Genomic DNA, 14,193 nt, shown 5'->3' on the forward strand with positions numbered 1-14,193 from the left:
AAGGAAATGACTGAACAACGATCAGGAAAAGGTACCGCCGGGCCAGCCACGGCGGAAGGGGCGCGTGCGACCCGCCGGCTCGATGCACCGCGCATGTCGGGGCCGAGCGTTCACATGTCGGTTGCCGATGACATCGGACTCAGGATCGTGCGGGGCGACTACCCGCCCGGAACGATCCTGCCGAACGAGGCGAAATGGACGGAAATCTTCGACGTCAGTCGCACCGCGGTGCGAGAAGCGATCAAGATACTGATGGCCAAGGGGTTGCTCGCCTCGCGTCCGAAAATCGGCAGCTGGGTGGAGCCGAAGGAGCGCTGGAACCTGCTCGATCGCGACGTGCTCAGCTGGTACGCGCTCTCACCGGACCGGCTCCAGTTTCTGAAGACCGTGCAGGAATTTCGCCACATCATAGAGCCGGAAGCCACGGCTCTTGCTGCGACCCGCCGCAGCGAAGAACAGATGGTCGAAATCAGCGCGGCATTGAGAGACATGGGGCAAGCGACAACGCTGCAGGGCCGCACCCAGGCTGACACCCGCTTTCATCTCGCAATCCTGCATGCTTCCGGAAACGATCTCTTGGTTCCGCTCGGGACATTGATCGAATCTGCACTCAACCACCTCTTCCTGCTGGTGACCCGCAACGACGACAGTTTCGTCTATGCACTGAAGCTTCACGAGAACATCGAAAAGAGTATTCGCCTCCGACGTCCGAACGCGGCCCGCAATGCGGTGCGGCGACTTCTGGCAAACACCGATGAACTCATCGCACATTCGGAGCACAAGGCGTGATCGACGGTCACGCTGCTAAGCCGGGTCGCAGCGCCGGCCACGGACCGCCGCGAAGCGGACGTTTCCCCCCGATCATCTGATCACCGCATCGCCTTCAATCCACAATCGGCATCTGGGGCGCCTGTCTCGGCCGTGCCTGCGAGGGTGATCGAGCTTTCCAGAACGCTTGGGTACCCCGCTGAACCGCTGCCGTCTTGCGCCAACGATATGTTGTCAACAAACTCGCAAATTATCGTATTCACTATTGTCGACAAATACGTTGACAAACTTCGTCGATATGCAATGCTCCCGATCAGCAGACACGACCTGGGGAGGAGCAGTGTGATGCAAGTCTTTGAAAGACCCTGTTGCCGGGATTCCCGGCGGTGGTCATCCGCGCCGGTACCCAGTCCGTCGAGCGAGACAGTTTCTCACGACATCCACCATTGCCACGCCCGCATCTGACCTCGCGCGCCGCGTTCGAGGCAGACGCCCGCGGGCGACCGACAGGCAGCAACACGATCCGGCGTTGACGCAAGACGTCCGTTTCGCACGCCTGCGTTTCCACGCTGACGTCTTGAGGCGTCCGCGATTGGAACGACGCGCCGACCATGAACCCCGCCGCAACGGCGGCCGGCATGTGGTGCACTGAACGAAAAGATCGGGCACGTCGTGTGCGCGCAGAACAGGCGCGCCACTGGCTCACCCGTATCGACGACCAGGCGGAAGGCCTGTGAGCCTTCAAGAAGAAGATTCCCGTTCGACGGGATAGGTAACCTCAACCAGGGAGAACTGCAGAATGCTCAAGAAATTGACCCTCGCGGCCGCCATCGCGGCTGTGCTTTCCGCGGCGGGGCATGCCGAAACGCTCAAATGGGGCGCTTCGCGCGACATCTATTCGCTTGACCCCTATTCCTATGGCGACAGCTATACCCTCTCTTTCCTGAACCACGTCTACGAAGGCCTGGTGCGCTACGACGCCGAACTGAAGATCGAGCCGGCGCTGGCATCCTCCTGGGAAACCGTATCGGATACGGTCTGGCGCTTCCACCTGCGCAAGGACGTCAAGTTCCACGATGGCGCCGATTTCACTGCAGACGACGTGATCGCCTCCCTCACCCGCGTCAGCGATCCGGCGTCTCCGTTGCGCGGCAATCTTCCGGCCTACAAGTCGGCAAAGAAGGTCGACGACCACACCGTCGATATCGAACTTGTCGGACCCTATCCGCTGCTCCTGAACGACCTGACGAACATCCACATTTTCGACGCGACCTGGCTTGCCGACAACAACTCGCTGAAGCCGACGGACGTCGGCAAGAAGATCGAAGGATACGCGACCTACCACACCAACGGCACGGGCCCGTTCAAGCTGGAGAGCCGCACGCCCGACAGCAAGACCATTCTCGTCAAGAACGCCCAGTGGTGGGACAAAGCGCAGTCCAACATAGACCGCATCGAGTTCACGCCGATCGTCTCGGCCGCGACGCGCGTGGCCGCCCTGTTGTCGGGCGAGATCGACTTCACCGAGAATGCGCCCGCTCAGGATCTCCCGCGCCTTCTTGCGCAGCCGGACCTGAAGGTCATGGAGCGTACCGACCTGCGCACCATCATGATGGGCTTCAACCGCAAACCGAAGCTGGCCGACGGCGTCGACAACAAGTTCAACGACCTGCGTGTCCGCCAGGCGGTCGCCCACGCGCTCGACAAGGACCTCATCCAGAAGCGGGTCATGCGCGGCAAGTCGCGGATGGCGGGCGCGATCATTGCGCCGGAGATTCCGGGCTATGTCGAGGCGCTGGACACGGTGGTTCCGTTCGATCCCGAACTCTCGAAGAAGCTGCTCGCCGAAGCCGGCGCAAGCGATCTTCCGTTCACCCTCGTCTGCACGAACGAGGCCTATGTCAACGAGGAGGAGCTTTGCCAGAGCATCGTCAACATGCTGAGCCGCGCCGGTTTCAAGCCGCAGCTCGACATCGGCCCGACGGCCGCGCAGGCGCCCAAGCGCACCGGTGGCCTGTCTGACGTCTACATCATCGGCTGGGCCAACGAGCCCATGCTCGACAGCTACTCGATCCTGCTCCAGATGATCGCGACGCGGAGCGACAAGGCAGGCGTCTTCAACTGGGGTGGCTGGAGCTATCCGGACATTGACAAGCTGATCACCCAGGCATCGACCGAAATGGATCGCGCGAAGCGGCTCGAGCTGCAGACCAAGGCGCTCCAGATGGTCAAGGACGAGATGATCATGCTGCCATTGCACCAGCAGCCCATGGCCTGGGTGATGACCAACAAGATCGACAAAGTCGCGCAGCTGGCGGACAACAAGCCGCGCCACTGGCTCACGCATTTCGCGGATTAACCCCTTGGTCCAGGAACCGGAACGACAGCCGGTTCCTGGACGGTTTGCGAGGGCGGCAACCAACAACATCTTCAGGCTGTCTCAGCACCGTTAACTGCGCCGTCTGCCATGCTCTCGGCGAACTCGTGTGCCCGCCCGTCCGTTTCAGGGTTCTGGTACAGGCGAAGGCGCAAGCTGGGGACGAAGGCCCCGGGGCTGTAGATCTTACCCCGCCAGCATCCGTGCGAGCATGTTTCTGATGTGGTCCTGCGCGCCGTAGAAAATTGCCGCGACAATGATCGTGCGGCTATGTTCTATCGACAGAAACCAGATAGCCGCCTTGTCCCGCCGAAGAAACCGGATTCCGGGGTGAACATCGGGACGCAGGGTCCCGATATAGGGCGTATCGACGAGACGATCGATTTCGACACGCAGTTTGCGGATCCGCTCGGCGGTACGCTCCACAGCCTCGTCGGGCGTGTCCCCAAGTTCGACATAGACGCCGAACAGATGATCGAAGATCAGCTCGATATCGCGCGCGGCATCCTCAGAGTATTCAAGGGTCCACACGAACCCCCCGTCGCTTCCGCTCAATCATTGCCGCAACGCGGCTTTCCATCTCGGTTGCAGAAATTGTCGGTCCGTTCAATCGCCGCTGAACCAATTCGCGAAGCGCTGCCGTTTCGACGTCCTCAGTTTCCGTCTTCTGACGAAGCAGTTCCAGGCCCTGCTGGAGAACGGAACTCATGCTGGAGTACCGACCGCTCTCCACCAGCGAACGGGCAAACGCATCCTGCTGGTCGGTCAGCGAGATCGAGGATTTGACACTCATCGGTTTAGCTCCTTTGAGCCCAATTTGCTACTCAGTAGCACATTAGTCAATCTGACGAGATGATCCGCCAAGCCGACAAGACAGCAAATCGTCCCGACATCCAGCGCTCTTCGCCGCTCTCAAAGCTTGATGACGGTCTTCTTTGCAAGCAGGCCCTGCGGCGCAAACAGCAGCACGCCGATGACGAGCAGGATAGTGAAGGCGTCGCGATAGCTGAGCAGGCTTTCCGGCAGATAGGCCTGCAGGAACACCTCGATGAAACCGAGCAGGAAGCCGCCGGCGACCGCGCCCGACAGGCTGCCGAGACCGCCGATGATCGCGGCGATGAAGGCCTTGAGCACGGGCAGGAAGCCCATCAGCGGATCGACGCTGCCGCGTTGCGCCACCCAGAGGATACCGGCGACACCGGCCAGCAGGCCGGAGATCGCAAAGGCGGTGGCGACGACCGCATTGGCGCGGATGCCCATCAGCCGCACGATGGCGAAATCTTCCGAAGCCGCGCGCATGGCGCGGCCAAGCACGGTCGTGCGCAGGAAGAGGTTGAGGCCGACGAGCATGATGATCGTCACGAGGATCGAGGTGCCCTGGATGAGGCCGAGATGCAGGCCGCCGATCTCGATCGTGCCGGAGAAACTCTCGGGCATTGGAACCGGCTTGGGCCTTGCCGAAATGAAGTTCTGGAAGATGACGCGCAGGATGGCGCTGACGGCGAAACTCGTCAGAAGCAGCGTCGTGCCGCTGGCACCGCGTACCGGCCTGAAGGCGATGCGTTCCATTAGCATGGCGAGCACGATCGCGATCATCAGCGCCGCGCAGACGGCAAGCGGAAACGGCAGGCCGAGGAGAAGCGCGAAGCAGAGACCGTAGCCCGCCGCCGTCATCAGCTCGCCATGGGCGAAATTGATGAGCCCCATGATCGAGAAGACGACCGCAAGGCCGAGCGCCAGAAGCGCATAGGTGCCGCCGAGGCTGAGCGCGTTGACGAGCTGCTGCAGGAACATGTCCATCGTTTTGACCTCTACGCCCCGGCCTCAAGCACCGAGATAAGCGCCCTGGATTTCAGTTGAATTGCGCAATTCGGCAGCCGTGCCCGAAAGCACGATCCGGCCATTGGCCATGACATAGCCGGCATCGGCGATCTCGAGCGACAGCGACACGTTCTGTTCGACAAGCAGGATCGTCAGGCCCTTTTGCCTGAGGCCGGCGATGAGATCGAAGATCAGGTCGACGATCTGCGGCGCAAGGCCGAGCGAAGGCTCGTCGAGCAGAAGCAGGTCCGGCGACGACATCATCGAGCGGGCGATCGCCAGCATCTGCTGTTCGCCGCCGGAGAGCGAACCGGCCCTCTGGGTGAGACGCTCCTTCAGGATCGGGAAGCGCGACAGCATGTCCTCGCGCACGTCCGATATCACGCCGCGCGCTTTATGCATGGCGCCGCCGAGCAGCAGGTGTTCGTCGACCGTGAGACTTGGAAAGATCCGACGCCCCTCCGGCGTCAGCGTCATGCCGAGCCGGACGATCTGTTCAGGTGCGAGCCCCGAAATGTCCTGACCGTTGAACGCGACACGTCCCGCCTTTTTCGGTGCGAGGCCGACAAGCGAATTCAGGGTCGAACTCTTGCCGGCACCGTTGGCACCGAGAAGGGTCACGATCTGCCCCTTGCCGACGGTGAGGTCGACGCCCTTCAGCGCCTCGACCGCGCCATAGGCGACCTTCAGGCCGCTCACTTCCAAAAGCGGCTTCGGAACGGGAGTTTCACGCATCATCATCGGGGCAAAGTCCTTGCCGTGGATTGCAATTGAGCAGCCGCGGAAGCGATCCCCGGCAAAGCCGAGGACCGCCACATCGGGTCGATCAGGGTGCAGGGATGTCGGCGGCTGCCGGAACGCCCTGGCTGATCAGCTGGCGATTGCCGCCTTCGATCTGCACCAGCGACACCGAGCGCAGCGGCATGCCTTGCGTACCGGCATAGGTGATCGGGCCGGTGACACCCTTGACGTTTTCGAGCGAGGCGATCGCGTTGCGGATGGCGACCGGGTCGATGCTGTTGGCTTCGGTTACCGCCGCATCGATCACCTTGCCAAGATCATAGCCGTTGGCGATGTAGACCGTGTCCGGCACCTGGCCGAACTTCTCCTTGTACTTCACGTTGAAATCGGCGAGCGGGCTGCCTTCGCTGGCAAAGCCGGCTGTGGTGAAGACGACGCCGTCGACCGTTGCTCCCAGGCCGAAGGTCGTCGGCGAGTCGATGCCGTCGCTGCCGAGGATCGGGATGGTGACGCCGGCGCCGCGCAGCTGGCGGATGAAGGCCGGGAAGTCGGGCTCGTAGGCTGCGGTCATGATCACGTCGGGCGCCGGGTTCATCGCCTTGATCTTCGTAACCTCGGCGCCGAAGTCCTGCTGGCCCATGCTGTAGGTGCCTTCGCCCAAGAGCTCGCCGCCCTTGGCCTTGAAGGCGATGGCGAAATACTCCGGCAGCTTCAGGGTATAGGCGCTATCCGGCGACTTCAGGATATAGGCCTTCTTGTAACCCTTCTCGGTGGCGTAGGTCGCAAGTACGGACGCCTGGACGTTGTCGGCCGGATAGTTGCCGAACATGTAATCGCCGACGGCGAGCGGCATCGTCGGGGTCGTGGCGCAGAAGGAAAAGGCCGGGATCTGGGCGGCCTGGGTTACCTGGCCGGCGGCGATCGACGGATCGGCGTCGCAGGGCGTAATCACGATCTTGACGCCCTCGTCGACCAGTTCCTGCGCCACCAACGCCGTCTGGGCCGCATCCGAGCGGGTGTCCTTGGCAACGAGCTTGATCGGGAACTTGCCGGCCGCACCGCCGGCTGCGTTGATTTCCTCGACGGCCATTTCCAGGCCCTTCAGCGACGGCTGGTCATAGGGCGCAAGCCCGCCGGTCTGCGCGGTGGCAAGGCCGATGACCAGATCCTCGGCCAGAGCCGGCAACGGCGACAGCGCGATGCCAGAAAGAATGGTGGTAAGGCACAGGGCCTTGACGTTGTTTTTCATCCGGAAAGCTCCCTCTTTTGATTATGCAGGTTTGTGCAGGCCCGGCGCACCGGACGGAAATTCGGACGTTGCGGCAGTCTCGGTCTGCGCCTGAGTCGTTGACCGGCGGCGACCGATATAGGCCTCGATGACGGCGGGATTGGCTTGAATCTCCGCCGGGGTGCCGATCGCAATCTGTTGGCCCTTGTTGAGCACGACGACGACGTCGCAGAGCCGCATGATCAGCTTCAGGTCGTGCTCGACGACGAGCAGGCCGAGCCGGTGTTTCAAGCGGATGCGGTCGAGCACATGCATCAGTTCCTCGGTCTCGGCCGGATTCATGCCGGCGGCCGGTTCGTCGAGCAACAGGTAGCGCGGCTTCAGCGCCAGTGCGCGGGCGATTTCGAGCCGTCGCTGTGCGCCGTAGGAAAGCGTGCCGGCCAGCCGGTCGGCAAACTCCGCAAGCCCGACTTCGGCCAGCACGCTCAGAGCGCGGGCCGCCGGATCCTCACCACTGGCCTTCAACGCGCTTGCCGCGACCGTGACATTTTCAAGAACCGTGAGGTTCTTGAACAGGCGAATGTTCTGGAAGGTGCGGGCAAGCCCCGCAACCGGAACGGCGTAAACCGGCAGATCGGCCACGTCCTGGCCGTCGATCAGCACACGGCCCGTCGACGGCGGCACAACGCCGGACACGCTGTTGATCAGCGTCGACTTGCCAGCCCCATTCGGGCCGATGAGACCGGTGACGAGGCCGGGCTTGATTTCGAAGTTGGCATTTTCGAGCGCGACGAGACCGGCAAACTTCTTTCCGAGATTTTCCACCCGGAGCGTACCTTGACCGGACGAGGTGCCGGCGGCTGCCGGCGCGGCGCGCCCTGCAGCGTCGCCCTTCCCCGCAATGCGCTTGAACCAGCCGAAGCGTTCGTCGAGTTCGCGCACGCCGAAGAGGCCGTCCTGCAGGCGGTACATCACCACCAGAATTGCAACGCCAATGCCGATGTCGGTGAGACCGAATACCGTCGGCAGTTTCAGGAACCCGAGATCGACGCCGCCTTCGAGCTTCCGCAGGAGTTCGACGATCAGCATGATCACGGCAGCGCCACCGACGGCGCCCGAGACCGTGGTGATGCCGCCGAGGATCAACATGGCCAGGAGCATGAAGGTCAGGTTGAAATAGAAGTCCTTGGGCGAAAAGGCGCCAAGGAAATGCGCAAGCAGCGCACCCGCAGCACCGGCAAGCACCGCGCCGAGAACCCAACCGAAGAAGCGGTGCAGCTTGACGTTGACGCCAACGGCGGTGGACGCGATCTCGTCCTCGCGCGAGGCGCGGAGCTTCAGACCGGCGCTCGAATCCCGGTAGAGGCGGGCGACCGCCACGGCCGCAATGGCAAAAGGCAACGCCACCCAGAGATTGACGGCGCGCGGAATGCCGAAGAACGTCTGGCTGCCGCGGGTAATGTCGGTCGAGGCGACAAGCACGACGTGCACGATCACGAGAAAGCCGAGGGTCGCGATCGACGCCGACGAGCCGCCGAGACGCGCGACCGGAATGCCGATCAGCACCGCCACCAGAGCAACGACAACAAGGGCGATGGCAAGCGCCGGCAGGAAGGGCATGCCGATGCCCGCCAACCATTCCGGCAGGTGCGGCAGCGCCGTCTTCTGGATGATCGGGTTCAGCGTCAACAGGCCGGACGCATAGGCGCCGATCGCCATGAAGCCGACATGACCGAAGGAAACGATGCCGGAATTGCCGGCGTAGATGCCGATGCCGAGCACGGCGATGACGTTGATCATGTAGAGCGTCACCAGACGCTCGCCGCTGCCCGGAAAGAACAACGCGGCGACGGCAGCGGCTGCCAGAAGCGGCAGCGACGTCACAAGGATACCAACGACGGTTTCTCGCCTGACGCGAACCATCCGCATTCCCCCAGATTTTAGCCCGCCTCGTGTTTTTGGCTCGGGCCCGTTCCCGAAATGAACGTTAACGCAGATCGACCAAATGTCAATCTTGTTTCAAAAAACATTCTCTGCTAGCAATTATGTAACAAAAATTAGAAAACGGGATTCACGCCATCATTTTTGGGAGGCAGAAATCGTGGCAATCCGGGACCGACTGACCGACGGCGCCATCACCTTCACGCGCTCTGAACTGAAGATCGTCAGGCAACTGCTGTCGAACTATCCGGCAGCGGGGCTGAACACCGTCGCGCATCTCGCCGCCGCCGCCGGCGTCAGCAATCCGACTGTGGTGCGCTTTGCCAACACGCTGGGCTTCGAGGGCTATCCGGAGTTCCAGAAGGCGCTGCTCAGCGAGGTGCAGGAGCGCATGAGCTCGCCTCTGTCTATGCTCGACGAGAGGCGCCCGTCGCTGGAGCAGGAAAACTTCTACCAGTACTTCCTGCGCGCCAGCATCCATGCGCTGGAATCCTCGATGCAGATGCTGCCTTCGGAGGATTTCGAGGCCGCCGTCGATGCGGCCGCCGACATGGGCGCTCGCATCCATTGCCTGGGCGGCCGTTTCAGCGGCTTTCTTGCAGGCCTGCTCTGGTCGCACATGAAGCAGCTGCGCGGCGACACCCGCTGGATCAACGGCAGCCAGGCCGACCAGGTCGACCAGCTCGTCGATCTCGGCAAGCGCGACGTGCTCTTCGTCTACGACTATCGCCGTTACCAGAACGACACGATCCGCTTTGCCCGGCAGGCCGCCGCGCAGGGTGCGCGCATCGTGCTTTTCACCGACCGCTGGCTGTCGCCGATCGCCGATTTTGCGACCGTCACGCTGACGGCGCCCGTCGATACCGTTTCGCCTTACGACACGATGGTGCCGGCGATCGCGCAGACGGAGGCGGTGATCGCAGCCCTCACCGCCCGTCTTGCCACCCAGTCGCGCGGCCGCATCGAGCGCATGGAGGAACTGCGCCGCGGCTACGCGATTACCGAGGACGCCTTCAATCCACAGGTCGAGGACGACCGTTAAACCCTTTTGCCGTCACGGCGAGCCAGTCAAACCGAGGAGAATTCGAATGAGTGCAGTCACTGTAAAGGTTGGCGACGATCTCTTGCGGCGCGACAGCGCCTATGAGGCGGGCCGCACCTCGTTGCTGTTCGTCGACATGCAGCGCATCTGGTGCGAGCCCAACCTCGACCCGACCCATCCGCAGGATGCCGACAGCTACTATCACAGGCGCCTGCGCCAGACGGTCATCCCCAATCAGGTCCGCATCCTGGAAGCGGCGCGCAAGGCCGGCTGCGAAGTACTGCACACGATCATCGAGAGCCTGACGCTCGACGGCCGCGACCGCTCGCTCGACCACAAGCTCTCCGACATGCACGTGCCGAAGGGCTCACCCGAAGGCCAGGTCATTCCGGAACTCGCCCCCATCGACAACGAGATCGTGCTGCCGAAGACGTCGTCGGGCGTCTTCAACTCGACCAACATCGACTACATCCTGCGCAACCTCAACACCCGCTACCTGATCATCGCCGGCGTCATCACCGACCAGTGCGTCGACATGGCCGTGCGGGATGCGGCCGACCGCGGCTACCTCGTCACCGTCGTCAACGATGCTTGCGCCACTTACAGCCAGGAGCGCCATGAGGCGGCCCTTCGCGCCTACGCCGGCTATTGCTGGACAACCGGCACGGACACCGTCGTCAGCCGCCTGAACGGCCTCAGCCAGGCCTAGTCCGCCTGAAAAGAACAAGATTGGAGGGGAACCCATGACCGAAACCAACAATGGCAAGGCGGCCGCCGAACTGACGGAACTCGCCACCTTCGTCACGACCGATATCGCCGGCATCACCCGTGGCCGCAGCTTCGCCGCGACCGAGATCGACAGCTACCTGCGCAAGGGTGTCGGCTGGGTGCCGGCCAACCTGGCGCTGACGCCTTTCGACCTGATTGCCGAGAACAATCCCTGGGGTTCGGCGGGCGACCTCCGGCTGATGGCCGACCCCGACAGCAAGGCACGTGTCACCTGCCTGCCGGACGAAACGCCGCTGCATTTCTACCATTCCGACATCACCGATCTTCAGGGCAATGCCTGGGACTGCTGCGTGCGCAGTTTCCTGAAGCGGACGCTGAAGGAATATGAGGACGTCGGCCTCAAGGTGATCTCGGCCGTCGAACAGGAGTTCCAGCTTCTCGGCGTCGATTGGCCGGACGCCCCCTCCTTCGGCCTGCGTGCTCAGCGTCGCGCCGAGCCCTTCGGCTCGCTCTTGATGACCGCGCTGAAGGAAGCGGGTGCCGAACCGGAAATGTTCCTGCCGGAATATGGCAAGGACCAGTTCGAGATCACCTGCCGGCCCGCCGACGCGCTGACGGCGGCCGACCGCGGCGCGACGATCCGGGCGATCACCAAGGAAGTCGCCGCCCTCTTCGGCTGGAACGCCAGCTTTGCCCCGAAGACATCCGCCAATGGTGTCGGCAACGGCGTGCATCTGCATGTGAGCTTCACAGACCTCGACGGAAATCCGGTCACGTTCGACGCGTCTCGCCCGGGCAGGCTTTCCAAGGTTGCCGGCTCGTTTGCCGCTGGCGTCATCAGGCATCTGCCGGCGCTAACCGCCTTCACCGCGCCTTCGGTGCTCTCCTATAGGCGGCTCGTGCCGCACCACTGGAGCGCCGCCTACACCTGCCTCGGCGAAAAGAACCGAGAGGCGACGCTCCGGATCTGCCCGACGCTCGACCTGCCCGGCAGCAATCCGGCCAGGCAGTTCAACATGGAATATCGCGCCGCCGACGCCTGCGCCAGCCCGCATCTGTCACTGGCCGTGCTCCTGAAGGCCGGGCTCGAAGGCATCAGGACCGGGCTCGAGCAGCCGCCGCTGATCAACACCGATCCGTCCGATTTTTCGGACGAAGACCAGAAGAAACTCGGAATCCGCCGCCTGCCCGCAAGCCTGCCGGAAGCACTCGACACGCTCGCAGCCGACCCCGTCGTCACCGGCTGGTTCTCGAAGGATTTCCTTGCCTGCTACATGGCGATGAAGCGCAAGGAGATCGAGATCGTCGACGGGCTTTCGCCGGACGAACTCTGCACCCGCTATGCGGCGGTCTACTGATTGACGGATGGGCAACCCATGACCTCGACAACCGCCATCAAGAGCCCACAGCAGGGCGCGCGACACGACGCGAGCGCGCCGCTGCTTTCCATCGACGAACTGCCGCCCTATGCGGTGTTCAATCCGGATGGCGCTTCGCCGGTCCTGCTTCTGTGCGAGCATGCGTCCAACCGCATGCCACGCGCGCTTGGCGACATGGGGCTGCCCGATCAGGAGCGTCAGCGCCACATCGCCTGGGATATCGGCGCCATGGCGCTCGCCCAGCACGTGAGCCTCAGCCTCGACGCGCCCCTGTTCTTCACCAACTACTCGCGGCTGGTGATCGATTGCAACCGGCCGCTTTCCGCGCCTTCGATGATCCCCGAGATCAGCGAGACGACGGAAATCCCGGCCAACCGAGGCTTGAGCGAAGCGGAGCGGCAGCAGCGGGTCGACACGCTGTTTTCGCCCTTTGCAAATGCTGTCTCCCGCCGCCTCGACCGTCTTCAGGACCAAGGCAAACGACCCTTCGTTGTCGGCATCCACAGCTTCACGCCCGTCTACTTCGGCAAGCCGCGGCCCTGGCAGGCTGGCATTCTCTATGGCGATGCGGTCGATTTCGCCCATTCGCTGATCCGGGAGCTGGCAAGCGAAACGCAGCTGACGATCGGCGACAACGAGCCCTACAACATCCATCCGGATGAGGACTACACCGTGCCCGTGCATGCCGACGCCCGCGGCCTTCCGGGCGTGCTGGTCGAGGTGCGGCATGATCTGATCGACACGGATGCGGGCGTCGCCGCGTGGGGCAAGAGGCTCACCCGGTGCCTGAAGGCCAGCATCGGGGGGCAGCAACCGTGAGCGGGCTCTATGAGCGAGACAAGGCGGCGATCGCCAACCTGCAGAAGCTGCGCTTCTTCCCGCTCGCCGTTGTCGGTGGACGCGGCGCGCGGCTCGTGGAGGAAGATGGCCGAGAGTTGATCGACCTCTCCGGTGCCTGGGGTGCAGCGAGCCTCGGCTATGGCCACCCGGCGCTTGTCGAGGCGATCTCAGCGGCTGCAACGAACCCCGCGGGTGCGAGCGTACTGTCTGCCGCCAATGGCCCGGCGACGGCCCTTGCCGAAAAACTGCTCGCGGCCTTTCCGGGGTCGGGCGACAACAGGGTCTGGTTCGGTCATTCCGGTTCCGACGCCAACGAGGCCGTCTTTCGCGCCGTCACCAGGGCGACGGGCCGCAGCGGCGTCATCGCCTTCGTCGGCGCCTATCACGGCTGCACCACCGGTTCGATGGCCTTTTCAGGTCATAGCGTCCAGGCCGGCGCTGCCAAGGCCGACGGCCTGCTCCTGCTCCCCTACCCCGATCCCTACCGACCCTACCGCGAGGACCCGACCGGGGGCGCGATCCTCGCCGAACTGCGCCAACACCTGGAAGCGGCGCCGGAACGGTTCGCCGCCGCCTTCATCGAGCCGATCCAGTCCGACGGCGGCGTGATCGTGCCGCCAGCCGGCTTCTTCAGGGCCTTTGCCGAGATCTGCCGTGAATACGGCGTGCTCGTCGTCTGCGACGAGGTGAAGGTCGGGCTTGGCCGCAGCGGGCGGCTGCATTGTTTCGAACATGAGGATTTCGTCCCCGACATCCTGACCATTGGCAAGGGCCTCGGCGGCGGCCTGCCGCTCTCCGCCGCGATCGGTCCAACCCGCATATTGGATTGCGCCAGCGCCTTTGCCATGCAGACGCTGCATGGCAACCCGATCTGCGCCTCTGCCGGTCTTGCCGTTCTCGACACGATCGAGCGCGAAGAACTTGCGCAGGAGGCGGATCGCAAGGGCAAAATTCTGCGCGACGGCCTGGCAATGCTCGCCGAACGATACCAGCTGATTGGCGATATCCGTGGCCGAGGCCTTGCCTGCGGTGTCGAGCTCGTGCTGGATCGACAGACACGGGCTCCCGCACGCGCGGAGACGGCGAAGCTCATCTATCGCGCCTATGAACTCGGCCTCGTCCTCTACTATGTCGGGATGAACGCAAACGTTCTGGAAATGACCCCGCCCTTGACCATCTCGGACGCCGAAATCCACCAGGCACTGAACGTTCTGGAGCAAGCCTTTGCCGAAGTCCCGACGGTTCCGGACACGGCCATCGCGCAGTTTGCGGGCTGGTGACCACAGCGCAAAGACTTGAACCTCAGCGCCCGACGATCAGAAGTTTG

Annotated in this window: 13 protein-coding genes; 7 read left to right on the forward strand and 6 right to left on the reverse strand. The window is 63.2% G+C overall.

From position 1 onward, the window contains the following. The first annotated feature begins 6 nt into the window (after window positions 1-6). A complete protein-coding gene (locus tag C1A35_RS23655) occupies window positions 7-789 on the forward strand; it encodes a FadR/GntR family transcriptional regulator (RefSeq protein WP_104666723.1) in 783 nt (260 codons plus the stop codon). Window positions 790-1,567: 778 nt separating this feature from the next. Then, the gene (locus C1A35_RS23660) at window positions 1,568-3,127 is read left to right on the forward strand and encodes an ABC transporter substrate-binding protein (protein ID WP_104666724.1); all 1,560 of its coding nucleotides are present in this window, start codon (window positions 1,568-1,570) and stop codon (window positions 3,125-3,127) included. 204 nt (window positions 3,128-3,331) lie between these two features. Here the strand turns inward: C1A35_RS23660 and C1A35_RS23665 are convergent, their stop codons facing one another. From C1A35_RS23665 to C1A35_RS23690, 6 genes are all read right to left on the reverse strand, one after another. Beyond that, window positions 3,332-3,676: a type II toxin-antitoxin system RelE/ParE family toxin gene (locus C1A35_RS23665; protein ID WP_199773013.1), complete on the reverse strand. Its 345-nt coding sequence runs from the start codon at window positions 3,674-3,676 to the stop codon at window positions 3,332-3,334. Further along, window positions 3,663-3,938 carry a type II toxin-antitoxin system ParD family antitoxin gene (locus C1A35_RS23670; protein ID WP_077966345.1) on the reverse strand — a complete coding sequence of 92 codons (276 nt, stop codon included), beginning with the start codon at window positions 3,936-3,938 and terminating at the stop codon, window positions 3,663-3,665. Before C1A35_RS23670 ends, C1A35_RS23665 begins: the two co-directional genes overlap by 14 nt. Before the next feature lie 119 nt (window positions 3,939-4,057). Next, window positions 4,058-4,945: a branched-chain amino acid ABC transporter permease gene (locus C1A35_RS23675; RefSeq protein WP_179119684.1), complete on the reverse strand. Its 888-nt coding sequence runs from the start codon at window positions 4,943-4,945 to the stop codon at window positions 4,058-4,060. Window positions 4,946-4,969: 24 nt separating this feature from the next. Further along, on the reverse strand, window positions 4,970-5,707 hold the full coding sequence (locus tag C1A35_RS23680; protein WP_234822969.1) for an ABC transporter ATP-binding protein: 738 nt from the start codon (window positions 5,705-5,707) through the stop codon (window positions 4,970-4,972). A gap of 85 nt (window positions 5,708-5,792) precedes the next feature. Continuing rightward, window positions 5,793-6,956, reverse strand: a complete 1,164-nt coding sequence (locus C1A35_RS23685) for an ABC transporter substrate-binding protein (RefSeq protein WP_104666726.1) — start codon at window positions 6,954-6,956, stop codon at window positions 5,793-5,795. A gap of 21 nt (window positions 6,957-6,977) precedes the next feature. Further along, window positions 6,978-8,858 carry a branched-chain amino acid ABC transporter ATP-binding protein/permease gene (locus C1A35_RS23690; RefSeq protein ID WP_104666727.1) on the reverse strand — a complete coding sequence of 627 codons (1,881 nt, stop codon included), beginning with the start codon at window positions 8,856-8,858 and terminating at the stop codon, window positions 6,978-6,980. A 178-nt stretch (window positions 8,859-9,036) separates the two neighbouring features. Between C1A35_RS23690 and C1A35_RS23695 the strand changes: the two genes are divergently transcribed. From C1A35_RS23695 to C1A35_RS23715, 5 genes are read left to right on the forward strand one after another with little or no spacing between them, the layout of a single operon-like run. Beyond that, the gene (locus C1A35_RS23695) at window positions 9,037-9,918 is read left to right on the forward strand and encodes a MurR/RpiR family transcriptional regulator (RefSeq protein ID WP_104666728.1); all 882 of its coding nucleotides are present in this window, start codon (window positions 9,037-9,039) and stop codon (window positions 9,916-9,918) included. Window positions 9,919-9,964: 46 nt separating this feature from the next. Continuing rightward, window positions 9,965-10,627, forward strand: coding sequence for an isochorismatase family cysteine hydrolase (locus tag C1A35_RS23700; protein WP_104666729.1), 663 nt, complete (start codon window positions 9,965-9,967; stop codon window positions 10,625-10,627). A 34-nt stretch (window positions 10,628-10,661) separates the two neighbouring features. Next, entirely contained in the window at window positions 10,662-12,005 is a 1,344-nt protein-coding gene (locus C1A35_RS23705) for a glutamine synthetase family protein (protein ID WP_104666730.1), read from the forward strand. Between the two features lie 18 nt (window positions 12,006-12,023). Next, window positions 12,024-12,845 carry an N-formylglutamate amidohydrolase gene (locus tag C1A35_RS23710; protein ID WP_104666731.1) on the forward strand — a complete coding sequence of 274 codons (822 nt, stop codon included), beginning with the start codon at window positions 12,024-12,026 and terminating at the stop codon, window positions 12,843-12,845. Continuing rightward, window positions 12,842-14,146 carry an aspartate aminotransferase family protein gene (locus tag C1A35_RS23715; RefSeq protein WP_104666732.1) on the forward strand — a complete coding sequence of 435 codons (1,305 nt, stop codon included), beginning with the start codon at window positions 12,842-12,844 and terminating at the stop codon, window positions 14,144-14,146. The genes C1A35_RS23710 and C1A35_RS23715 overlap by 4 nt, the downstream gene beginning before the upstream one ends. Window positions 14,147-14,193: the final 47 nt, after the last annotated feature.

The organism is Ensifer adhaerens (assembly GCF_002940685.1).
Lineage (GTDB): Bacteria > Pseudomonadota > Alphaproteobacteria > Rhizobiales > Rhizobiaceae > Ensifer > Ensifer adhaerens_E.